19 protein-coding genes are annotated in these 22,494 nt (G+C 48.4%); 8 read left to right on the top strand and 11 right to left on the bottom strand.

Translation table 11 applies throughout. The features are described from left to right. Positions 1-50: 50 nt before the first annotated feature. The 3 genes from J0L70_RS13970 to J0L70_RS13960 form a co-directional block, all read right to left on the bottom strand. The gene (locus J0L70_RS13970) at positions 51-620 is read right to left on the bottom strand and encodes a hypothetical protein (protein ID WP_287455056.1); all 570 of its coding nucleotides are present in this window, start codon (positions 618-620) and stop codon (positions 51-53) included. Continuing rightward, a complete protein-coding gene (locus J0L70_RS13965; RefSeq protein WP_287455055.1) occupies positions 617-1,165 on the bottom strand; it encodes a restriction endonuclease in 549 nt (182 codons plus the stop codon). Before J0L70_RS13965 ends, J0L70_RS13970 begins: the two co-directional genes overlap by 4 nt. A gap of 75 nt (positions 1,166-1,240) precedes the next feature. Continuing rightward, the gene (locus J0L70_RS13960; protein ID WP_287455054.1) at positions 1,241-3,307 is read right to left on the bottom strand and encodes an NAD(P)/FAD-dependent oxidoreductase; all 2,067 of its coding nucleotides are present in this window, start codon (positions 3,305-3,307) and stop codon (positions 1,241-1,243) included. Positions 3,308-3,439: 132 nt separating this feature from the next. Here J0L70_RS13960 and J0L70_RS13955 point away from each other — a divergent pair, with 132 nt between their 5' ends. From J0L70_RS13955 to hisIE, 3 genes are all read left to right on the top strand, one after another. Then, a complete protein-coding gene (locus tag J0L70_RS13955; protein WP_017291356.1) occupies positions 3,440-3,679 on the top strand; it encodes a hypothetical protein in 240 nt (79 codons plus the stop codon). Between the two features lie 240 nt (positions 3,680-3,919). Then, a complete protein-coding gene (locus tag J0L70_RS13950; RefSeq protein ID WP_287455053.1) occupies positions 3,920-4,831 on the top strand; it encodes an ROK family protein in 912 nt (303 codons plus the stop codon). Positions 4,832-4,843: 12 nt separating this feature from the next. After that, entirely contained in the window at positions 4,844-5,488 is a 645-nt protein-coding gene (gene hisIE / locus J0L70_RS13945; RefSeq protein WP_287455052.1) for a bifunctional phosphoribosyl-AMP cyclohydrolase/phosphoribosyl-ATP diphosphatase HisIE, read from the top strand. A 94-nt stretch (positions 5,489-5,582) separates the two neighbouring features. Here hisIE and gloA2 read toward each other — a convergent pair whose 3' ends face one another. Beyond that, positions 5,583-5,972 (bottom strand): SMU1112c/YaeR family gloxylase I-like metalloprotein, encoded by a 390-nt coding sequence (gene gloA2 / locus J0L70_RS13940; protein ID WP_287455051.1) that lies wholly within the window; start codon positions 5,970-5,972, stop codon positions 5,583-5,585. Between the two features lie 162 nt (positions 5,973-6,134). On the opposite strand from gloA2, the gene J0L70_RS13935 reads away from it, so the two are divergent. Beyond that, a complete protein-coding gene (locus J0L70_RS13935; RefSeq protein ID WP_287455050.1) occupies positions 6,135-7,400 on the top strand; it encodes a sensor histidine kinase in 1,266 nt (421 codons plus the stop codon). 133 nt (positions 7,401-7,533) lie between these two features. On the opposite strand, the gene rpsU is transcribed toward J0L70_RS13935, so the two are convergent. Together rpsU and rbp (J0L70_RS13925) are read right to left on the bottom strand one after the other, a co-directional pair. Continuing rightward, on the bottom strand, positions 7,534-7,722 hold the full coding sequence (gene rpsU / locus J0L70_RS13930; RefSeq protein ID WP_017291362.1) for a 30S ribosomal protein S21: 189 nt from the start codon (positions 7,720-7,722) through the stop codon (positions 7,534-7,536). Positions 7,723-7,868: 146 nt separating this feature from the next. Further along, positions 7,869-8,168, bottom strand: a complete 300-nt coding sequence (rbp, locus tag J0L70_RS13925; protein WP_017291363.1) for an RNA-binding regulator — start codon at positions 8,166-8,168, stop codon at positions 7,869-7,871. 268 nt (positions 8,169-8,436) lie between these two features. Here rbp (J0L70_RS13925) and rbp (J0L70_RS13920) point away from each other — a divergent pair, with 268 nt between their 5' ends. After that, positions 8,437-8,742 (top strand): RNA-binding regulator, encoded by a 306-nt coding sequence (gene rbp, locus J0L70_RS13920; protein WP_017291364.1) that lies wholly within the window; start codon positions 8,437-8,439, stop codon positions 8,740-8,742. A 124-nt stretch (positions 8,743-8,866) separates the two neighbouring features. After that, entirely contained in the window at positions 8,867-9,229 is a 363-nt protein-coding gene (locus J0L70_RS13915) for a pentapeptide repeat-containing protein (RefSeq protein ID WP_017291365.1), read from the top strand. 168 nt (positions 9,230-9,397) lie between these two features. On the opposite strand, the gene J0L70_RS13910 is transcribed toward J0L70_RS13915, so the two are convergent. The 5 genes from J0L70_RS13910 to rpsT all read right to left on the bottom strand — a co-directional run bounded on the left by J0L70_RS13910 (position 9,398) and on the right by rpsT (position 20,317). After that, positions 9,398-13,363, bottom strand: coding sequence for a DNA-directed RNA polymerase subunit beta' (locus J0L70_RS13910; RefSeq protein ID WP_017291366.1), 3,966 nt, complete (start codon positions 13,361-13,363; stop codon positions 9,398-9,400). Positions 13,364-13,467: 104 nt separating this feature from the next. After that, the gene (locus tag J0L70_RS13905) at positions 13,468-15,333 is read right to left on the bottom strand and encodes a DNA-directed RNA polymerase subunit gamma (protein WP_017291367.1); all 1,866 of its coding nucleotides are present in this window, start codon (positions 15,331-15,333) and stop codon (positions 13,468-13,470) included. Positions 15,334-15,456: 123 nt separating this feature from the next. Then, on the bottom strand, positions 15,457-18,777 hold the full coding sequence (rpoB, locus tag J0L70_RS13900) for a DNA-directed RNA polymerase subunit beta (RefSeq protein WP_017291368.1): 3,321 nt from the start codon (positions 18,775-18,777) through the stop codon (positions 15,457-15,459). Positions 18,778-19,199: 422 nt separating this feature from the next. After that, positions 19,200-20,006 carry a TatD family hydrolase gene (locus tag J0L70_RS13895; RefSeq protein ID WP_287455049.1) on the bottom strand — a complete coding sequence of 269 codons (807 nt, stop codon included), beginning with the start codon at positions 20,004-20,006 and terminating at the stop codon, positions 19,200-19,202. A gap of 11 nt (positions 20,007-20,017) precedes the next feature. After that, the gene (gene rpsT, locus J0L70_RS13890) at positions 20,018-20,317 is read right to left on the bottom strand and encodes a 30S ribosomal protein S20 (RefSeq protein ID WP_017291370.1); all 300 of its coding nucleotides are present in this window, start codon (positions 20,315-20,317) and stop codon (positions 20,018-20,020) included. A gap of 217 nt (positions 20,318-20,534) precedes the next feature. Here rpsT and hisD point away from each other — a divergent pair, with 217 nt between their 5' ends. Beyond that, positions 20,535-21,848 carry a histidinol dehydrogenase gene (hisD, locus tag J0L70_RS13885; RefSeq protein WP_017291371.1) on the top strand — a complete coding sequence of 438 codons (1,314 nt, stop codon included), beginning with the start codon at positions 20,535-20,537 and terminating at the stop codon, positions 21,846-21,848. Between the two features lie 98 nt (positions 21,849-21,946). Further along, entirely contained in the window at positions 21,947-22,375 is a 429-nt protein-coding gene (locus J0L70_RS13880; protein ID WP_017291372.1) for a universal stress protein, read from the top strand. Positions 22,376-22,494 lie beyond the last annotated feature (119 nt).

Below are 22,494 nucleotides of genomic sequence, written 5' to 3'. Positions count from 1 at the left end.
ACGCCCATCTACGATTTGCCTAATTGATGACACGCTCTAATGCATTGGTGTCAACCTGGAACTGCGCTTTCTTCAATCGATTTCTGATGAATGCTAATTTCTAGCAAAAATGTTGTGATTTCATGAATCAAGGGATACTGTTGTAAAAGTTGACGTGTCTCTGGAGAGAGGAGTCTCAAGATTTCTGCTAACAAGGCTGTCTTGTCTTCTGCTAGAGTGTCTAATAGCTCTTGAGGATGCCGCTGAGCAAATTTCCACTCTAGATCAGTCAAGGCTTTGCCAATGAGAGTTTCGATAAGCGATCGATCTTGGAAAAAGATAACTTCTAGTTCTGGAACAGCGATCGCTAATTTGAATGGCACAGAGCCAGAATAAGTCCGAAGCAAGTACCCTAAATCTGCTTTTCTTTGCTGAATTGCTGACTCATCATTTGTTCTCGAATTCAGAACCAAGACTACAGGTAGACGCTTCTCGGCAAGCAGAGACATTGCCCGAGATTCTGCATCATAATCGCTTTTGCTTTCAACAAACTGAACTCTTTCTTGTGCCGATTTTGGCAGCACTTTTCTAAGAATCTCTGCATCAGAAGGACGTTCTGTAATCAAATAAACTCGATTCATCCCCCTTCCTCCGCTTGAATTCGATAGTTTGGAATTCCTTGCTGCACACAAAATCGATACTTTTTCAGCAACGATTGTTGCATTTGTCTTGACTGTAGCGCATATTCAATCTCGTCTCCAGTCCACAGCAAAATTGTTTGAGGAGCAATGTACCGAGCAAGAGAAATTGCAGCATACGTAAATCCATTCCGGCTAAACAAAATCCCGATCGTTGATGCAGGTCGGCGCAATAGCTGGTTTCGCATTTTAGCCAGCGGCTCGATATTGACACGCTCTGCTACGTCTTTGCATTCGATTAAGCAAGCAAGCCCATTGGAATAAATTGCACCATCAATTTGCTCTAATTCTTCTTCCTCAATGACCACACTGTAAGGATAGATAACTTCTGCACCTTCCAACTGAAATGCCCTGAGTACTAGGTATTCCATTGCTTTCCCACGTTCCCAATCAGGAGTATCACCCAACTGAATTTGGTTCCATAGCATTAAGAGTTCGTCCCAGTCGTAGCAGGTGATTCTGCGTTCGTATTCTAATGCTGTTGGCATCTTTTTCTCTTTGTAACCCTGATTGACCAGAGCTCGAAGTTGTCTGACAACTTCGAGCTCTGATTCCGCGCGGACTTATCCGATTTCTGGTTCCTGACTACCTAATCGCGATCGCACTTCCACCTTCGCTCTCGGCTTTGTAAGCTGAAACTTCGGCATCAAATGTGGTTTTCCTAGCCCATAGGTCAGTGCATAGCTCTGTGATAATCCCCACAGCCATACTGAAGGCAATCGAGGCTCTAACCAAGGCTGCATCTGATAAAGCAGCTTTGGAAACCAGCCGCTAAAGATCCAACTCATCAACGCACTGACGGCAAAGTTCAAGTAATTCCCTAGCCAGCGGGTCAGATCCTTTGCGCCTGCCATTTGCCAGATCCAGAGTAAAAGACGCGGATTTTTCTTAGCAGCAACGAGTGCCATGCGATTAAATCTTGTCCAAGTCACCCGATCTTTGATAAATGCATCTGCGATCGCTGGCGGCTGATCAGCAAGGACATCAAAGAAGGTATTCAGCATCGAATTGACTTGCTGCGGCGGCAAAATCTTACCGGTTGGCACCATCATGCCTTTTGAGAACATCCAAGTCACAGAGACATTACTTTGATAAGCCCGAATTGCATTCAGCGATCGCTGATCGAGTAAATCATGCTTCAGTGCTGTATCTAGTAAATGAGTCAGACGAGATAGATTCCGTACTAATGACCCAAAGCCTGTAAACACTAACGGAGATTGCAACGAAGCAGCATCGCCAATCGCAATTAAGCGATCGAATGCAATGGTGCGATCGCGACTGCTCATACTGAAATGCCCTGGAATGTAGCCAAACGTTGCCTTCTTCCAGACCAACTTCTCCATATCACAACGCCGATACTCGGGCAGGATCGTAAAGAAATCCTCGTACATCTCAAGTAAAGAACCTGGATTTTCAGGATGCACTTGATGATAGTGGAACAGATAAAACGTCAGTTCTTTGCCCTCAGCGGGAAAAAGTTCCCAGATCAACTGCCGTCCGCGAGAAATGTCTCCGTGGCTATTCAGTACATCGCCATATTGCACATCCCAAACTTCCGGCTCAAACCCTTCAGAAATCACTGCTCCAACTGTCGGGCAAACACTATCAAAGGCTCGACCTGAATTGAGTTGCCACGCGATCGGTGAAGCCGTTCCCATTGCATCTACGAGCAACCGCCCTGTGACTTGACGATCGCTTCCAGTGGGCAAATGTTTCGCGTAAATCGTCGCTTTATCTGGATTAATATCGGCTCGCTCAAACTCAGTCTCATCCCAGATTTCGCCGCCTGCTTCGCGGAACTTATCCCCGCAGAGTTTGAGAAATCTTTCTGCATCGATCGCAATATTCAAGACCGTCGGCGTATGCAGAATCTTCGCCTTAGCTTGCGGTGGATTGTTTGCATCAAAGAACTTGTGGAAGCCATCGACATACTCAGCCGCAATCACTCGATCGAATTCGGCGACTGTAAACAATCCCAAATCGATCAAACTCTGAAACTCACTGCGTGAAATATTCCATTCCCGATTCATCCGTCCAAACGGCATCCGCTCCAGCAGTAGCACCCGGTAGCCCAATTTTGCCATCACAGCCGCATGAACAATGCCTAACGCCCCTCCAATGTAGATGAGGTCATAAGCTGGCTTCGCTGGCGTGATATTGCCATCATCCGTGCGGAAAACAACTTGCTTCGGAGTTTGAGGAGTCTGGACACTCTCACGCCAGCGTTGTTCCCACCAGTACACGCGATTTAAGTCATACTCGCCATTCGGTATTTTCTTGAAAAACTCAACCGTTTTCGGATAATCTGCCGCTAATGCTTCAAAAATCGACTGCTGCGATAAATCAATGTTTGGAGGAGCAGGATAGACTGGCGGAAATTCTTCTCTCAAATTCGCCACTAATTTTCGGAGAATTTTTGCTTCATCTGCTCCAGCGCGATCTGCCCAGCGAAATACTTTCAGATAGGTCGATCGCTGAACTGACCAGACAAATATCGAAAGTTCACCTAGCCGAATCCCCGCAGGCATGAGGACTTTCTCGCCTTGTTCAGGAGCATAGTCAGCATGCAGCCATGAAATGACCGCAGCCGTATCGGGGGTGGGGACTTCTAGGTAAAGGATTTCTTCCATGAGTAAGATCTAAACTCCGATCAATTCAGCAAGACGGTTGACAAACCAATAAAAAACAAGCTACTCCTGATACCAAATTAAATTCTTTACATCATTTTCATTATTATCGAGGACTCGGATCAGATCAGCACTATGAATTATCCTATTTCACCGCGCGCTTCTGAATCTATCTCAGTACGGTCTCCTGGGGCTGAAGAACTTATTCTCAACGCGATCGCTGTTGTGATCGAAACCGCTCGCTCTCAGGGACAGTCTTTAGAAGAAATCAAAGCTGAAGTCCTAGCCGACGACGCAATTCTAGATGCCCAACAGCGGCAATGGCTCAGCGATATTGTGACGCAAGCTTGGCAGGATTTTCCGCACTCATGCTGAAATGTCTAAGTTGAGAAGCTATCAATTACACTTCTAAGCGATCAATTTCTATGAGAAGTCCATCCCGGAATCACCTTCATTTGGGGGTTGCCGAAGTCTGTGTAGGAGTGATTAAAGCGGACATGGTATGTGCGAAATCCGAAACTTTCTTTGAAAAGTCGGATGCGGCTTACCGAGGTTGAGCCAGTTTTGCAGTTTATCCGGTAGGCTCTTGATTGATCCTATTTTTCAGGCAACGTGATGAAGGCTGCAATTCAAGTTCTGGGCATCGATTTAGGTGGGACAGCAATTAAATTGGGACGGTTTACTCCAGATGGAACGTGCCTTCAAGCACTCACGGTTCCAACGCCTCAACCCGCTTTGCCTAGAGCGGTGCTGATGACGATCGTTGATGCGATCGCTGACCTTGATCCGAAGCGCGAAGCTTGTGCGATCGGAATTGGTATGCCAGGACCAACCGATGCTAGAGGACGCATCGCCCGAATCGCAATCAATTTGCCGGATTGGATTGAGATTCCCTTAGCCGATTGGATCGAAGAAAAAACAGGACGACCGACGATTTTGTCGAATGATGCCAATTGTGCAGGTTTAGGAGAAGCGTGGCTCGGTGCTGGCAAAGCCTTTCAAAATTTCATTCTTCTGACGCTGGGAACCGGGGTCGGAGGGGCAATTATTTTGAACGGGGAACTGTTTATCGGACATACGGGCGCAGCAGGTGAATTAGGGCTGATTAGCTTAGATGCGAATGGTGCGCCCTGTAAGAGTGGAAATCGCGGCTCTCTGGAGCAGCATACCTCGATTCAAGCAATTCGACGACGGACGGGAAAAGAACCGGATGAATTGTGCAGATTAGCGCGATCGCACGATCCAGCAGCCTTAGAATTTTGGCGATCCTATGGACGCGATTTGGGACTGGGTTTGACGAGTTTGATTTATGTCCTGACTCCAGAAGCGATCTTGATTGGTGGGGGAATCAGTGCGAGTGCAGAATTCTTCTTACCGAGCGCGATCGCAGAAATCGAACAACGGGTCATGCCAACTTCGCGAGAAGGATTACAGATCATTCCTGCTCAGTTAGGGAATTGCGCTGGAATGATTGGGGCTGCAAAATTAGCTCTCAATTCACGTTACATTGAGAACTGCCCTGAATAAACACCGATTGTTATGGCTTCCATCGAACTTGTTTCTGCTGATTCCATCCCTACTGACCAGATTAAATATGACGATCGCGGTTTAGTACCTGCGATCGTGCAGGATTATTTGGATGGCGCGGTTTTGATGATGGCGTGGATGAACCAAGAGTCTCTGCAAAAGACGCTAGCAACTGGTGAGACTTGGTTTTGGAGTCGATCGCGGCAAGAGTTTTGGCATAAAGGGGCAACGTCTGGACATACGCAAAAGGTGAAGGCGATTCGATACGACTGCGATAGTGATGCGCTGTTAATTTCAGTTGAGCAGATTGGTGATATTGCTTGTCATACAGGCGAAAGAAGCTGCTTTCATCAAGTGAATGGCAGCGTTACGCCTCCGCTTGCTGATACCTTGTCGCAAGTGTTTGCTGTGGTTTGCGATCGCAGAGATAACCCTATTGAGAAGTCTTACACTCGGACATTATTTGAAGGCGGAGATAACAAGATTCTCAAAAAGATTGGGGAAGAAGCGGCAGAAGTGGTGATGGCTTGTAAGGATGATGACAAAGATGCGATCGCGGGTGAAGTGGCGGATTTGTTCTTTCATTCATTAGTCGCGATCGCGCATCATGGTGTGGATTTGAAAGATGTTTATCGCAAGCTTCAGTCTCGCCGATAGAGATGCACGGCTTGATCGAAGAAATTCACCCAAAAATCATGGATGAGCAGTTTGAATTTTTTGATCAGGCAATTCTGCATCAAATTCAGGTTCACTAGCGTTCATAGAGTTCTAATGGCAAACCATCTGGATCTTTGAAGAAAGTAAATCGCTTACCCGTCCATTCATCGACTCGAATAGGTTCAGTTTCGATTCCTTTTGCAGAGAGGTCAGCGATCGCGAGATCCAAATCTGCCACCGAAAAAGCGAGATGTCTCAAACCACAAGCTTCGGGATAGCAGGGTCGCTCAGGCGGATTCGGAAAAGAGAACAATTCAATTTGAGTCTGAGAATCAACTTGCAAATCGAGCTTGTACGATTGGCGTGCTTCTCGAAAGACCTCACGAATGATTGAAAAGCCTAGTAAATGGACATAGAAATGCTTTGAGCGATCGTAGTCGGAGCAAATAATTGCAATGTGATGAACGGCTTGAATGTTTTGCATCGTCTGGTCAAATGAATACAAGATCAATCAAATTGATCGTAATCGGAACCTGAAACTAAAGGAGTGCACCCAGAAGTTTCTGCTAAATTAACGAGTAGAAAGCTCTGCAACTTCTATCAAATGGAAGGGGTTAATTCACACCTCCTCGCAGTCATTAAACCTATGTTTCAAGCGACACGACGACGATTAGCACTTTGGTACACCACAGTCACCGCTGTGTTGTTGTTAGTGTTTGCAAGTGGGTTTTATTTCTATGTGCGATCGACATTAATCGAGCGCATTGATGACACCTTAAATCATGTGGCAGAAGTCGTTCAGCGATCGCTGGTGATCCAAGCGATCGGGGATCAGGTGAGCGTCAATGTTGAAGCGAGCTTTCGGGATAATTCCATTTCTTTGGAAGACGATCACATCGATTTGGAGTGGTTTGATGCGAAGGGGCAACAACTGTGGTCAACCTTTGCTGAACCCCTTTCTATTCCCATGCATGTCAATCACGATGGCGAGACGGTTCATGTCTCCGACACACAACTCTTGCGGCAGGTGACTGAGAAAGTTCAGATTGGCAATCGGGTATTAGGATACTTGCGCGTGAGCCATCCTTGGTTTGAAGTCACAAAGCCAACTCGTCAATTAGTATTGGACTTGAGTGTTGGCACGGCGATCATGGTGGGAATTGTTGCTGCGATCGGGTGGTTTCTGTCGGGAATTGCCATGCAACCGATTCGCGAATCCTATCAACGGTTGAAGCAGTTTACCGCTGATGCATCGCATGAGTTGAGAAACCCGATCGCTGTCATTCAAACGAATGTACAAGTGGCACTGTCCGATCCTGACCCTCAGATTCAGCAGCAATATTTGCAAGTGATTGAACGGCTCACTCAGCGACTAGGCAAACTAGTCGATGATTTACTATTTTTAGCGAGACAGGATAGTGGGATTGTTCAACCTCAGAGAACTGCGCTCGCGCTCAATGATTTACTCGATGAGGTTTTAGAAGAACAAGGCATTACGACCGCAGACAAGGAATTGTCATTTAAGGTCGATCGCACGTCAGAATATTGGTTACAGGGTGACCGGGATCAGCTTTCTCGACTGTTTACAAATTTGATTAGTAATGCGATCAAATACACTCCCGAGCAGGGAGAAATCACAGTTGAGCTAGTCGCAACGAAAGCTGGATTACAAACCAAAGTCATTGATACGGGCATTGGAATTCCAGAAGGCGCGATCGCGAAATTGTTCGATCGGTTCTATCGAGTTGATCCAGCTCGAACAAAAGCAACGGGAGGATCAGGATTGGGACTCGCGATCGCGCTCGCCATTGTTGAAAACCATCATGGACACATTCAAGTTGACAGTCAGGTAAACCAGGGAACAACTGTTACTGTAACGCTCCCCCAATCCGATAGCCAATCCCCAACGTAGGTTTAAAACGTTTGCGCCTAAGGCTTTCAGTTCGCTCAGTAGGGTGATTGAAAAATGTTGTGTTTACCCATCCTGAACTTGAGTTCTAAGCGGCACAGGAACGAAACAGCTCGGCTTTTCATCTTTTACCAGGCTAATGCCGGAATTTTCTCTTCCGCTGTTTATGCTTCGCCAATGCTTTACGCTTGCGTTTTTCGATTGGTGTCTCAAAATAGCGATGCTTTCTCATATCTGGAAAAATTTCTGCCTTAGAAACTTCTCGCTTAAATCGACGTAATGTAGATTCGATTCCTTCATTCTCACCTGGAATAACTTGGGGCATTCATTCTCCTCCCGAACATGAAATGTGATGAAAGCTGATGAAGAAGGCTACCCATGACTGAGTAGCCTCTGACCAACTTTGACTGTAAGCATTCAAGCTGCCATTAACGCACAGCGAAATTTGCGCATCTGCTCCAGTCTTTAAGTTTAGTAACGTCTAGAACCGCCTCGATTGTCCCACCCCCCCTGAGACGACCCGCGGTCTTCACGGGGTTTCGCTTTATTCACCTTGAGATCGCGCCCCATCCACTCGGCTCCATCGAGTGCTTCAATCGCAGCGTCTTCTTCTGCATCGGTTCCCATCTCGACAAAAGCAAATCCCCGCATCCGACCCGTTTCGCGATCGGTCGGCAGTTGCACCCGCTTCACGGTTCCATACTCTGAGAAAGCCTGGGTTAAACCATCCTGTGTTGCCTGATAGGACAAATTACCAACGTAAACTGACATAAAGATTCTCCAGAATCATCAATGAAGAGAGGTATGTTCGGAGAAACGCTAGGCTGGAACGATTTACACGCCCGAAGATAAACCTTATCAGGAAGTTTAGCATAGAGAGAGCAATATGCGGGGAAATTGATTTGTGCGATCGCACCTAAGGGTCAAGATTATGCTAAACTTCTTATAGAAGAGACTATCTTCGGCAATGTGATCTCCTCTATCAAATGTTGCTCCGAATCTAACTCTCTCTACACTGTAATTCTGGGGCAACAATTGTATGTCAATTTATGTTGGTAACCTCTCTTATGAGGTTGTACAAGAAAATCTTGCTGAGATTTTCGCTGAATTTGGAACAGTCAAGCGTGTTCAGCTTCCGACCGATCGCGAAACAGGACGCTTACGCGGATTCGGATTTGTTGAAATGGCGAGCGATGCGGAAGAGGATGCCGCGATCGAAGCCTTAAATGGTGCGGAATGGATGGGACGCGATTTAACAGTGAATAAAGCAAGACCCCGTGAAGACAGAGGCTCTTCTCGTGGCGGCAGTTTCGATCGTAAAGGTGGCTCTTCTCGGCGCTATTAGAGTGTTGAATCTTCTGAATTCTTAATTCAGTCGCATCTTATAAAGTCTTGCAGGCAGGCTAACAGTCTGCCTCATTTCTTATGATGCGCTGTTGCAAGGCATGTTCTTCTCTATCCTCATCCCAATGAATATCAAAGAAATTATCAGTCGATATGCGGCAGGACAACGAGACTTTAGCAATCTGAATCTGATTGCTGTTAACTTTAGAAATCTGAATCTAGCGGGCATCAATCTGAGTGGTGCTAACTTAACGAAGGCAAATCTGACTCAAGTTAACCTCAGTCATGCCAACCTCACAGATGCGATTCTGACTGGAGCAACGTTAACAGGCACGAATTTTACTCAAGCCAACCTTACTAATGCCAATCTAAGCGATACCAATCCGAATCAGGCGAATTTCAGGCAGACCTATCTGAAAGGAACAATCCTACCCGACCTAGTGAATCGTACTTCTCCTAAAACTCCTCTCACCTCTCCACCTGTATAGGTACTATCTGTAGTAAGTGCTATTTTCTTAGAATTTTATTTCTTCAAGTAAGAAAGCCTCCGGTGTCTAGCCGGAGGCTTTTATATGAACTATGGATCGAGTCATTCGACGGTTTGCATGAATCGCCGGATGCGGGTCAATTCCTCAACATCCGGCTCTCCCTAACCATTACAGATCGTCATCCATATCATCTGCGATCAGATCATCATCATCATCAATAATCGGCGAATAGATCGAATCTGAATCTGCTTCATCCGAGTTGCCAAAACTCTCAAAGCTAAAGCTAGGACGATCGTCCATTGCTTCTAAGCCATAAGAGCGCGCCGTACGATCGTCAAGAACGACATCCGAGAAATCAGTATCCTCATCCAAGAACATCGGATCATAAACTGGATCAATGTCGGCTGGGCTACCCATTTCTTCGTAAGCATTGAAGCCCGTTCCCGCAGGAATGAGACGACCAATGATCACGTTCTCTTTCAGACCGCGCAACCAGTCAGATTTTCCTTCGATCGCAGCTTCAGTCAGTACCCGCGTCGTTTCTTGGAAACTTGCTGCAGAGATGAAACTATCTGTGTTGAGCGAAGCTTTCGTGATCCCGAGCAATACAGGCTCATATTGAGCAGGTGCGCCCCCTGTGATCGACATGGCATCATTTACCTGTTCAATCTGGTAAATTTCTACCAACTCACCAGGCAGCATGGTTGTATCACCGCCGTCTTCGACTCGTGCTTTTGAGGTCATCTGACGCACGACGACTTCGATGTGTTTGTCAGAAATATCAATCCCTTGAGATTGATACACCGATTGCACTTCGTTTACCAAGAAGGTCTGAACTTCCCGCAAGCTAAACAAAGCCGCATCATGCAGACTGACTTCTTCGTTCCTAGCTCGGAACATCACTTCGAGTAATTCGTGCGGGTTGGCAGGTCCATCGGTGAGCCGTTCTCCAGCCGCAACTTCTTGACTATCCCCGATGATCACGTTCTGTCCGGGACCAATTGGGTATTCGGTGATCAGACCTTCTCGATCGACGATCTTCACTTCAACCGAATCGTCTTCTCCATAAACGACCTGAGCCGTTCCCGCGCGACGTGCCAGAATACAAGCTTCTTTTGGCTTACGAGCTTCTAGAAGTTCTTCAATTCTCGGCAAACCTTGAATGATGTCTCCCGTCTTGGTGCGCTCAAAAATCAGCAGCACGAGATTATCGCCCCGTTGTACCAAGTCGCCATCATCGACGTGCAGTACTGCACCCGGAGAGACTCGATACGGACGAGCAATCCGCACAACAACTTGATCGCCTTGGACACTCAAGATCTGTCCAGATTCTTCAAGAACAGTTCCACCGATATCACTGCCAGCAATCAACAGATCGCCTGCTTTGACACTCGGGTTACTAGCGGTCAGGGTGACTGTATCGACTTCACGAACGACGAGAATCCGACGAATCGATTCAGCCCCTTGGCGAATCCCTTGAACTTCCCCTGCTTCTTTACAGAGAATTTCAGTCCGAGCAACAACCGCTCCTGCGGTAATCTGGTCGCCATCTTTGACCATGATGCGAGTCTGAGTGCTGCCTTGAGTCACGTCAGCGGCAATGTCACGCCGAATCACCAGCGATTCGAGAATCACCAACTGAAGCCGCATGACTTCAGGATCAGTCTCATCAGGAATCAATTCGATATCAGCAGCGAGTTGCGCGTCTTGATCGACTTCGAGAACGAGTTGAGTTCTGAGCAATTCCAAACCTTCAACGGATTTGACCCGCTCACCATCTTTGTAAGGCAGGCGTTGAACAGCTCTCAGACGAATTGCTCGACCCGATTCTTCCTTAGCAGATTCTTGGCTTGGAACCGCCGGATCATCTGGTACGTTAAATTCAGTCACCGGACGCAGCAGAATTGCCGGACCTTCCGGTGTTTCAACGTACTCGGCATACAGCAGTTCACTCGCGGTTAATCCAGGCATGACTTGCTGCCCTGGATTGACGAGCGTTGCTTCACGAGTGATCACCTCATCCAAGCTATCGATCATGTGCAGATCGCCCGGCTTGATCACCACTTCGCGCAGAATGTCATTTTTCTGCGTGACTTCGATAACTCCGTTGCTTTGACAGAAAATGTCTTTCACAACTTCGGTTCCGGCTTCGACATACTGACCGTCTTCGACCATCAGAAGCGAGATGTCTTTATTCACCTCATGCGCTTCTTCGGGAATCCAGAGAATGGTTCCACCTTTGATGACTTCGTAGCCTTGTTTTGCCTTGCCTTTCTTGCCAATCTCAACGCCGGAGTACTTGATGATTCCTCCAGTTTGAGTATGGTAACGATCGTCTCTCAGTTCAGCGACGACTTGACCGTTTGTAACCTGAGTTCCTGGAGTCGCTTTCAGCAAGAACGTTTGATTTCCAGCGGTTTCCAGCAAGTACTGATCCCGTCCTTGAGAGGTCTCAGCCCGAACTCGCGCTTGATCCAACATGACGGATGCCGTGATGATTTGGATCTCGCGCCCGCCTTTGCTATTTTCGACTCCGTTCTCAGGTAGACGAACGACCCCACCATTTTCAGTGACGAGCTTCGTTTCAGCGATCGTGCTATTGGCTTCAATGCGATCGCCGTTTTTCACCACAGGTTCAGCACCCGGCGGCAAGTTATACACTTCGCCCGAGAGTACCCACATCAAACCGCCTCTTTGTGCAGTTCGAGTGGTGTTACCTTGACGGTCTTTTTTCTCTTCGGGAACGACATCTGCGAACCGAACTTCTCCAGCTAAGTCAGAGGCAACGTCCTTCGAGGCTTTCTCAGTCGTCTTGCGTCCGCGTCCGGTTAAAGGAACTTCTGCGAGAGTCTGTCCAGCTTTCACCTTCATCCCATCTTTCACTAAGAGCGTCGCCCCTTGTGAAACGGTGAAGGCTTGTTGCTGTCCGCCTGAGCCTTCCAGTGTGATTTTCAGTTCAGATCCTGCGCTCTCAACAATCAGCGCATCTTCTCCATGACGAGTCCGGTAGGGACGAGTTCTCAAGCGTTTGGGAACCTTGATTGTTCCATCAAAGTTTGCCCGTTCTTGACGCGCCATTTCTCCGGTAAACACCCCACCGGTGTGGAATGTCCGCATCGTAAGCTGTGTACCGGGTTCCCCGATCGATTGAGCCGCGATAATCCCGACTGCTTCTCCAATATCGACCATGTGAGCATGGGCTAAGCTCCAGCCATAGCAATGCTGACAAACCGATCGCGCAGATTCACAGGTCAACGGCGATCGCACGACGACTTCTTGAACTTTCGCTTTCCCAATCAGTTGAGCAATGTCATCTGAAATGGCTTCATTGCGAGCCACAATGATTTCTCCGGTTTCAGGATGCAGGACATCCTGAGCGGCAACGCGACCGAGCAGACGATTTTTCAACGGAATGAGAACGCGATCGCCATCCATCATGGGACGCGCTGGAATGCCTCGGGTCGTGCCGCAGTCGAGTTCACGAATGATGACATCCTGAGAGACGTCCACCAATCGACGGGTGAGGTATCCAGAGTCTGCTGTCCGAAGTGCGGTATCGACAAGACCTTTGCGCGCACCGTAGGAGGAAATAATGTACTCGGTTACGGTTAAGCCTTCTCGGAAGTTGGTCTTAATTGGCAAGTCAATAATTTCCCCTTGTGGGTTTGCCATCAAGCCCCGCATCCCGACCAACTGACGAACCTGTGAGATATTTCCCCGTGCTCCGGAGAATGCCATCATGTAAACCGAGTTGAGCGGGTTATTCGATCGAAAATGTCGAACCACCTCGTCTTTAAGTTCTTCACTAGTTCCGTTCCAAGTGTCAATTACTTTTTGGAACCGTTCGACTTCTGTGATTTCCCCACGAGTATATTTTTCTTCGGTGTCGCGAATCGTTTCAGTCGCGGCATCGAGTAGCGCTCGCTTTGTCGGAGGAATTTGTAGGTCATCGACACTGATGGAAACGCCTGCGCGCGTTGCATATCGGAAGCCAAGATCTTTGATCAAGTCTGCCATTTGTGCGGTGCGGGCAGTTCCATAGTGGGTGAATGACCACGCGATCAAGTTAGTCAATTCTTTTTTGTTGACAACTTGATTACGAAAAACTTGCTTTTCTGAGTTCTGCTCTGCCATGCTGTGCCCCATGTTTGCCGTGAGTTTTTGTGGGGGAGTGGGGAGTGGGGAGTGGGGAAGTGTTCTCAAAGCTTCCTCCAATCTCCCTAGCTCCTAGCTCCCGACTAGCTAACCAATGCGTCGAACACTGTCTTGTTGTAGATAATTCGCCCTGCTGTCGTTTTGATGTATTGCGAAATCAAATTCCCATCTGCATCTTCACGACGACGGCAAGACTCATAGATTTTGGTCACAATGCCCTCGGCTTCTTGTTGCTCGATCAAGTCACCATTGCCACCCTCGACTTCGCCATCAAATCGCACCCAAACGTAGGAGTGCAGATCAATTTGGTTCTGTTCGTAAGCGGTGATCGCATCGTCGAGATTCGCAAAGTAGCGTCCTTCGCCCTTTGTCGCTTCTGGATTTTCTGCGGTCAAGTAGTAGCAGCCTAAGACCATATCTTGGCTAGGCGTAATGATCGGGCGACCGGTTGCAGGCGAAAGAATGTTATTCGATGCCAGCATTAAGAGGCGCGCTTCTGCCTGAGCTTCGAGCGAGAGCGGTACGTGAACCGCCATTTGGTCACCGTCAAAGTCAGCGTTAAAGGCTGGACAGACAAGCGGGTGCAGTTGAATGGCACGACCATCGACGAGGATGGGTTCAAAGGCTTGAATCCCCAGACGGTGCAGCGTCGGAGCTCGGTTCAGGAATACAGGGTGTCCTTCGATCACCTCTTCTAGAACGTCCCAAACGGTCGGATCGTTACGCTGAATCAGTTTCTTCGCGGCTTTGATGTTGTTGACTAAGCCTTGACGAATCAGGCGATGAATCACGAACGGTTGGAAAAGCTCGATCGCCATTTCTCGCGGCAGTCCACACTGATGAATTTTCAGCTTCGGCCCAACTACGATTACAGAACGACCGGAGTAGTCAACCCGTTTACCGAGCAAGTTCTGACGGAATCGACCTTGTTTCCCTTCGATAATGTCGGAGAGCGATTTCAACGGACGGTTGTTTGCCCCGACGACCGTTCGACCCCGACGACCGTTATCGATCAATGCGTCTACTGCTTCTTGCAACATCCGCTTTTCATTCCGCACGATAATTTCAGGGGCGAGAATTTCTTGCAGACGAGCCAGACGATTGTTGCGGTTGATCACGCGACGATACAAATCGTTCAAGTCGGAAGTCGCAAACCGTCCACCATCGAGTTGCACCATCGGGCGCAAGTCAGGCGGAATCACCGGAATGACATCTAACACCATCCACTCAGGCAGTGAGCCTGTCGCGATGAAGTTATCTAAGACGCGCAGACGTTTGATCAATTTGGCGCGTTTCTGACCTTTGGAAACTGCGATTTCTTCGCGCAGTCTTTCCGCTTCTTCGTCTAAGTTGATGTCTTGCAGCAGCTGTTTCAGTGCTTCTGCCCCGATGCCAACTTCGATTCCGCTCAGCTGAGAATCTTCGCTGTAGAGTTCATCTTCGATCTCAATCCACTGATCTTCGGTCAGCAATTGCTTGTAGGTCAGATTGTCAGCATTACCAGGATTGAGAACAACGTAAGCGTTGAAGTAAACAATTTGCTCAACGTCGCGCAGTGGCATATCGAGCAAGATCGCCATGTAGCTTGGAATCCCTTTGAGGTACCAGACGTGAGCGACAGGAGCCGCCAGTTTGATATACCCCATCCGGTGACGACGAACGCGCGACTCGGTTACTTCGACTCCGCAACGCTCACAGACAATTCCGCGATGGCGAACCCGCTTGTATTTGCCACAATGGCATTCCCAATCTTTTGCAGGTCCAAAAATCCGCTCACAAAACAAGCCGTCCATTTCAGGCTTGAGTGTACGGTAGTTGATGGTTTCTGGCTTCGTGACTTCTCCAACGACTTGCCCATTCGGTAAAGTCCGTTCTCCCCATTGGCGAATGCGTTCCGGAGATGCCAGACCGATTTTCACATAGTCAAACCGCTGTTCTATCTTTGGCATCGTGTTGTCCTTGAGTTGGTGTAGCGACAAAAATGTGTGAGGGGTACGAAGCAGAACGCTGTGAAGGCGACATCTTGCCTGGATAAGGATAGATGCTAATTTACAGCGTTCTAACTTCTAGGCTTAATCGTCGTCCTCTTCCAGCGATTCACGCGAAATCGACTCATAAGTTGGACGCGACGGCGCGCGACGGCTATTGACATCCGCCATTAAATCAACTTCCATATCTCGGCTGCTTCCATCGTCTTTGGTCTCAACCTTGTGGACTGCCACATCAAGACAGAGAGATTGCAACTCGCGCATCAAGACCTTAAAGGATTCTGGTGTTCCAGGTCGCGGAATGGCTTTACCTTTGACGATCGCATTGAGCGCTTCATTTCGCCCTTGCATGTCGTCGGATTTCACCGTCAGCAATTCTTGCAGGGTGTAAGCAGCTCCAAATGCTTCGAGCGCCCACACTTCCATTTCTCCGAATCGCTGTCCACCCTGCTGCGCTTTTCCACCCAACGGTTGCTGAGTAACGAGCGAGTACGGACCAGTCGATCGCGCGTGGATCTTGTCGTCAACCAAGTGAACCAGTTTCAGCATGTAAGCTTTACCGATTGTGATCGGTCGATCGAAGGCTTCACCCGTTCGTCCGTCATAGACCTGAATCTTACCTGGATCGTCTGGATTGTAGAGCCAGTAACCATCTGCGGTTGCTTTGATCCGCGTGTCCTGAGCTTCCTGCAATTTGCCATGCACCGATTCACGCGATTTTTCTTCGCCGTGCATTTCATCAAATGGCACGATTTTGAATCGAGCTTCCAGACATTGAGCTGCCCAGCCTAAGAGACACTCATAGACCTGACCCACGTTCATCCGACTTGGTACACCGAGTGGATTCAGAACGATGTCAACGGGTGTGCCATCGGGAAGATAGGGCATATCTTCGATCGGTAAAATCCGCGAAATAATCCCTTTATTTCCATGTCGCCCCGCCATTTTGTCGCCGACTTGGATCTTCCGTTTCTGAGCGACATAAACACGAACAACCATGTTTGCACCCGGCGGCAATTCGTCTCCTTGCTCACGAGTAAACACCCGCACGTCAACGATCCGACCTTTCTCACCGTTTGGTACACGCAAAGAGTTGTCTCTTACATCGCGCGCCTTTTCACCGAAGATCGCTCTCAGGAGTTTTTCTTCAGGAGGCTGATCAGATTCCCCTTTCGGAGTCACTTTACCGACGAGGATATCGCCCGCTTCGACATAGGCTCCAATTCGGATAATGCCGTTTTCATCCAGTTGACGCAGAGAATCTTCCCCAACGTTGGGAATTTCACGCGTGATTTCTTCCGGCCCTAACTTGGTTTGACGCGCTTCAATTTCATATTTCTCAATGTGAATTGAGGTATAAACGTCGTCGTAAACGAGGCGTTCACTAATTAGAATCGCATCCTCATAGTTGTAGCCTTCCCAAGGCATGTATGCGACTAGGATGTTTTGACCTAGCGCTAATTCGCCTCGCTCAGTCGCAGAACCGTCTGCCAAAATTTCCCCAGCTCTCACCTTATCGCCGACAAAGACGATCGGGCGTTGGTTTAAGCAGGTATCTTGGTTCGATCGCTGATACTTCTGCATCTGGTATTCAATTTCTTTACCAGTTGCAGCATCTTTCACGCGCAGCGTTGTCGCATCGACATAAGTCACTTCACCATCAGTTCGGCTGACGACGACCATCCCAGAGTCACGCGCTGCCTGTGCTTCTAATCCAGTTCCCACTAAAGGACGTTCTGGACGCAGCAGAGGAACTGCCTGACGTTGCATGTTCGATCCCATCAATGCTCGGTTCGCGTCATCGTGTTCCAGGAATGGAATCAGCGAAGTTGCAACCGAGATGATCTGTACCGGAGAAACGGCAACATAGTCCACTTCTTCAGGTGCAGCAGTCGTAAAGTCTTGGCGATATCGAACTGCGATCGATTCTCCGATGATGTTGTTGTCTTCGTCGGTGTTGATGTCACCTGCTGCCACCCGCAGATCGTCTTCTTCGTCCGCAGTCATATAGACGGCAGGCAAGTCTTTGCGAACCCGACCGTTTTCCACCTTGTAATAAGGCGTTTCGATAAATCCGTACGGATTAACGCGTGCGTGAGTTGCAAGTGAACCAATCAGACCCGCGTTCGGGCCTTCAGGAGTCTCGATCGGGCAGATCCGTCCATAGTGCGATGGGTGAATATCACGCACCGCGAAACCTGCACGCTCACGAGTCAGGCCACCTGGACCGAGTGCGCTGATCCGGCGTTTGTGGGTCAGCTCGGCGAGAGGATTGGTTTGATCCATGAACTGGGATAGCTGCGACGAACCAAAGAACTCTTTGATTGCAGCGACCAACGGTTTCGGGTTGACCAAAGATGCAGGAGTTAATGAATCCGAATCAGAAACAGTCATCCGTTCCCGAATGATTCTTTCTAAACGGTTCAGCCCAACTCGCACCTGGTTTTGCAGCAATTCACCAACCGAACGAACGCGACGATTTCCCAAGTGGTCAATATCGTCGATCATGCCGATATCGAATTCCAGGTTGATCAGATAGTCGATCGCCGACAAAATATCCTGCGGAGTCAGAACTCTGGTCGCTTCCGGTACGTTCAGGCGCAATTTTTTGTTCAACTTATAGCGACCCACTTTGCCCAAGTCGTAGCGTTTGGGGTCAAAGAATCTCGACTCTAAAAGTTGTGCTCCACCTGAAACGGTCGGAGGCTCACCCGGACGCAATTTCCGGTAAAGCTCCATCAACGCTTCTTCTTCGCCGTACTGACCTTCTTTCTCGATCGTTTTCTGGAAATACTCCGGATGTCTCAGCGAATCAAAAATCTCGTTATCGGTCAGACCCAACGCTTTGAGGAGCACTTGCGCCGACAGTTTCCGAGTTTTATCGATCCGTACCCAAACCAAGTCGTTCTTATCGGTTTCAAACTTCAACCATGCGCCTCGGTTGGGAATCAAACTCGCATTGTAAGTCCGACGACCATTCTTATCGGTTTCTGATTTGTAATAGACGCCAGGGCTACGAACGATCTGATTGACGATCACACGTTCCGCACCGTTGATGATGAACGTTCCGCGATCGGTCATCAGCGGCAAGTCACCAATAAACACTTCCTGTTCTTTGATTTCCCCAGTCTCTTTGTTGATGAGGCGAGTGGGGACATACATCTGAACGGCGTAAGTGCTGTCTCGACGCTTAGCTTCATCGACATCATACTTCGGACGTTTCAGTTTGAAGTTTTTGCCGATAAAATGAAGTTCTAGCTTCCCGGTGTAATCAGTAATCGGTGAAAAGCTGTCGAGTTCTTCGATAAGCCCTTCTTCCAGAAACCAACGGAAGCTTGCCCGCTGGATTTCAACTAAATCCGGTAGTACGAAGGCGGGAGTGGTATAGGTCTGCTGCTCAGTCATGCGTCTCCTCTGCAGGGTCGCGCTGCGATCGCGAATCCCAGATTTTACGGTAATTGCAAAAATATGTCAATGCAAAAAGTTTGGGCTTCTAAAGAACCCCAAAACAACGGAATATTAGATTGTTGGACGTTGAGAAACGGGTGAGTTAGCCAGTTAAGCCTCCAAGGTTGCCAATGAAGGTGGAACGAAAAAGGTGAGCCGCGTAGCCTTGATTCGTTGGCGGTGCGAAAAGCTCATAGAATTCAACCCCGAAAAGCTGAATTCAACAAGTCAATGAAAATTAGCCTAGTAATTTTCGCACTCTTCTCATTATGGCGCAAGTTTTTCATTTTGTGCCTTGACGATTCGAGGAACTTGTGAGATGCAGGCTTAGCGGATGCGGCTGAAACTGCATACCTCCCACGTCGATTAGAGATCGCTGCTCAATTCGGAGCAAGCGATTCAGAAATCGTCAGCCCGAACAGTCGGCAAGCATTTTCTGTCGTCTGTTTTGCAAGCTGCTCGATCGAAACGTCACGGAGTGCTGCGACGTGTTGAGCCACGTACTGAACATAGGATGGTTCATTCCGCCGCTCCCCCCGTTTTGGAACCGGAGCCAAAAACGGACAGTCGGTTTCGACTAAGATGCGATCGCTCGGAACAAGTTTGGCGGATTCATGGATTTGCTTCGCGTTCTTAAACGTAACCGTACCGCTGAAGCTGACATAAAAGCCTAAATCCAGAAACCACTGAGTTTCTGCTGGAGTCCCGCCCCAGCAGTGCATCACGCCTTTGACTTGTCCTTGCTCGCGCCAAAAGTCTTGCACCACTTCTGCCATCGTTTCAGCCGCGTCTCGACAGTGAATAATCACGGGCAGATCTAACTGCTTCGCGATCGCTAACTGTGTCCGAAATGCTGCAATCTGCTCAGATCGATTTTCTGCTTTGAAAAAATCTAGCCCGGTTTCCCCGATCGCCACAACCCGCGAATCCGATTGCGCCAGGGTGAGAATTTCCTGTTCTGAATTCGCCGACCATAACTCCTCGACATCGAGCGGATGAAGACCGACCGCAAACGAGAGTTCGGGGAAACGATTTGCTAGATTCTGAATTTGCGGAAATTCCGACGGTTCCACGCAGGAATGGACTAATCGAACCACGCCTGCTTCACGCCAACGCTCAGCGATCGCATCCAAGTCAGGCTCGAATGCGTCGAAATTAATATGAACGTGAGTATCGATCAGTTGCATTCAGAGATGAATTACGAAGCGACTGCGGTCTTTTGCTTCAGCACGCGGCTCAACCGAGCTTTGCGACGTGCGCCAGTGTTGCGATGGAGAACTCCACGTTTTACAGCCTTATCGATCTTGCTGTAAGCTGCCGACATTGCCTCATCGACTGCTTTCTTAGCTTCCGAATCTGACGGATTTGCGGCAAGCTGATCGACAGCCGCAAAATACTTCTTCATCAGGGTTTTTACCGCTGATTTATAGGATTTATTACGCAGGCGATTACGCTCTGCAACTTGGACGCGCTTCTTAGCAGATTTGATGTTTGCCACGGTGAGTCTTAGAAAGCTTGTTCTAGATGGACAGAAAAATAGTCAGATAAAATACTATAACATCAGGATCGCTCGATCTGTGTATTCCTTCAGAAATCCAGGTTAAGCTAGATAAAGAAACGACAAACGCTCCCCAATTCGGGTCAAGACCGTTAGAATCGTTCAAGCCCTGCATATCTCGGACGGGTTCTTTTAGAGACTGACACTTCCTAACTCCATGCTGCGAATCATTACTCAGTGGTCTGAGGCAACATCTGAACTGCGACGCATTTGCGATCGCACTCATGACGATCAAGTTGTACACAAAGAAGCGACAGTCCGGGAGGTACTGCAAGCTGTCAAACGTCAAGGTGATCGTGCGCTTTTGGCATATACCTTAGAGTTTGACCAACAAGAATTGGCTCCTGAAGAATTAAAAGTTAGTCCCCTAGAACTTGAAGCTGCTTATAGCCAAGTCTCTGGTGAGCTGATTGATGCAATTCGCCTTGCCCGCAAACAAATCGAAGCCTTTCACCGTCAGCGTGTGCCGAAAAGCTGGGTGCATTTTGGCGACGATGATGTTGTTCTGGGGAAACGCTACACTCCGGTCGATCGTGCTGGGCTGTATGTTCCAGGCGGAAAAGCGTCGTATCCAAGTACGGTTTTGATGAATGCGGTTCCCGCGATCGTGGCGCAAGTGCCTAAGATCGTCATGGTGACTCCACCTGGAAAAGATAAAGCCATCAATCCAGCCGTTCTGGTTGCGGCTCAAGAAGCAGGAGTGACAGATATCTATCGGGTAGGTGGAGCGCAAGCCGTTGGTGCTTTGGCGTATGGGACGGAGACGATTCCGAAAGTCGATGTGATCACAGGTCCCGGCAATATCTATGTGACCTTGGCAAAAAAATTAGTTTACGGAACCGTTGGCATCGATTCTCTAGCAGGTCCGTCTGAAGTGTTGATCATTGCCGATCACACCGCAAACCCGACTCATGTGGCAGCGGATATGTTGGCGCAGGCGGAACATGATGCAATGGCAGCGTCGATTCTGATTACAACCGATGCGATTTTGGCGCGGAAGGTTGTGGATGAAGTTGAGCAGCAGTTAGTCGATCATCCGCGTCGAACCTTGACCGAAAAAGCGATCGCGCATTACGGCTTGATTATTGTTGTAGAAACCTTAGAAGCGGCAGCCGAGCTTTCTAACGAGTTCGCGCCAGAACACTTAGAACTCGAAGTCGCTGATCCTTGGGAGTTGATGCAAAATATCCGTCATGCTGGAGCGATTTTCTTAGGAGATTCGACTCCTGAGGCAGTCGGAGATTATTTGGCAGGACCTAATCACACATTGCCAACGTCTGGATCGGCTCGATATGCTTCGCCTCTGGGTGTTGAAACGTTTTTGAAACACTCAAGTGTGATTCAGTATTCGCCGATCGCGCTGCAAAAGGTTGCGAGTGCAGTCGATATCTTAGCGACGGCTGAGGGCTTACACTCTCATGCAAACTCGATCCGAGTTCGCAAAGATTCGCTGCTCAATCCTGAACCGTAGAAATACTCGATTGAAGATTAAGGGATTCCGGTAGTTTTTAGAACTCTAAAGATAGAGCGCTACAGTCAAAGTGTGGCGCTCTATGGGAGGCAGACCTGATGCTAAATACGGTATTAGTCGCGATCGATGTCGCAGAGTCTTCTGCGAGACAGGTGCTCAATACAGTTGAGGAGTTGAAACTCGAACCGCGCTCAAAAGTTGTGTTGTCGCATGTCGTGCCAACGAATCAATCTGAAGTGGATATCGTCGTCGATCGACCGAGCGCTGATTTAGAAAGCTTTCCCTACGCTGAAATTGAAAAGCAGTTACAAACCTATCAACACTCGCTGGCTTGTAAGAGCGAAGTTGAAATTGTCACGGGTGATCCTGCCGAAGAAATTTTGAGGCTCGCAAAGATTCATCACGCGGATCTGATTGTGCTGGGAAGTCGAGGTTTGACTGGGATGAAGCGAATTTTGCTTGGCTCTGTTAGCAGTCAGATTGTAGAAGATGCACCGTGTTCTGTCTTAGTGGTGAAACCAAAATAGGCGGATCGCGAACTTGCCCATTTTTGGTTCAATCTCTCTACGATTCGATTTTGCGATTTCAACCGATTGCGCTAACCCAGACATTTGCAATTCAGTACAACAATAAACCTCGCTCAAAG

This window comes from Leptolyngbya sp. UWPOB_LEPTO1 (assembly GCF_017302695.1).
GTDB lineage: Bacteria > Cyanobacteriota > Cyanobacteriia > Leptolyngbyales > Leptolyngbyaceae > Leptolyngbya > Leptolyngbya boryana.
The sequence above is the reverse complement of the archived record's forward strand: the minus strand, read 5'-3'. Positions and strand labels throughout refer to the sequence as shown.

Coding starts and splice junctions, on each gene's coding strand:
- J0L70_RS13910 (WP_017291366.1), bottom strand. CDS start 13,363: ATGGCAGAGCAGAACTCAGAAAAGCAAGTTTTTCGTAATCAAGTTGTC.
- J0L70_RS13955 (WP_017291356.1), top strand. CDS start 3,440: ATGAATTATCCTATTTCACCGCGCGCTTCTGAATCTATCTCAGTACGG.
- J0L70_RS13895 (WP_287455049.1), bottom strand. CDS start 20,006: ATGCAACTGATCGATACTCACGTTCATATTAATTTCGACGCATTCGAG.
- J0L70_RS13965 (WP_287455055.1), bottom strand. CDS start 1,165: ATGCCAACAGCATTAGAATACGAACGCAGAATCACCTGCTACGACTGG.
- J0L70_RS13950 (WP_287455053.1), top strand. CDS start 3,920: ATGAAGGCTGCAATTCAAGTTCTGGGCATCGATTTAGGTGGGACAGCA.
- J0L70_RS13970 (WP_287455056.1), bottom strand. CDS start 620: ATGAATCGAGTTTATTTGATTACAGAACGTCCTTCTGATGCAGAGATT.
- J0L70_RS13905 (WP_017291367.1), bottom strand. CDS start 15,333: ATGCCAAAGATAGAACAGCGGTTTGACTATGTGAAAATCGGTCTGGCA.
- J0L70_RS13935 (WP_287455050.1), top strand. CDS start 6,135: ATGTTTCAAGCGACACGACGACGATTAGCACTTTGGTACACCACAGTC.
- rbp (WP_017291364.1), top strand. CDS start 8,437: ATGTCAATTTATGTTGGTAACCTCTCTTATGAGGTTGTACAAGAAAAT.
- J0L70_RS13960 (WP_287455054.1), bottom strand. CDS start 3,307: ATGGAAGAAATCCTTTACCTAGAAGTCCCCACCCCCGATACGGCTGCG.
- J0L70_RS13880 (WP_017291372.1), top strand. CDS start 21,947: ATGCTAAATACGGTATTAGTCGCGATCGATGTCGCAGAGTCTTCTGCG.
- hisD (WP_017291371.1), top strand. CDS start 20,535: ATGCTGCGAATCATTACTCAGTGGTCTGAGGCAACATCTGAACTGCGA.
- gloA2 (WP_287455051.1), bottom strand. CDS start 5,972: ATGCAAAACATTCAAGCCGTTCATCACATTGCAATTATTTGCTCCGAC.
- rpsU (WP_017291362.1), bottom strand. CDS start 7,722: ATGCCCCAAGTTATTCCAGGTGAGAATGAAGGAATCGAATCTACATTA.
- hisIE (WP_287455052.1), top strand. CDS start 4,844: ATGGCTTCCATCGAACTTGTTTCTGCTGATTCCATCCCTACTGACCAG.
- rbp (WP_017291363.1), bottom strand. CDS start 8,168: ATGTCAGTTTACGTTGGTAATTTGTCCTATCAGGCAACACAGGATGGT.
- J0L70_RS13915 (WP_017291365.1), top strand. CDS start 8,867: ATGAATATCAAAGAAATTATCAGTCGATATGCGGCAGGACAACGAGAC.
- rpoB (WP_017291368.1), bottom strand. CDS start 18,777: ATGACTGAGCAGCAGACCTATACCACTCCCGCCTTCGTACTACCGGAT.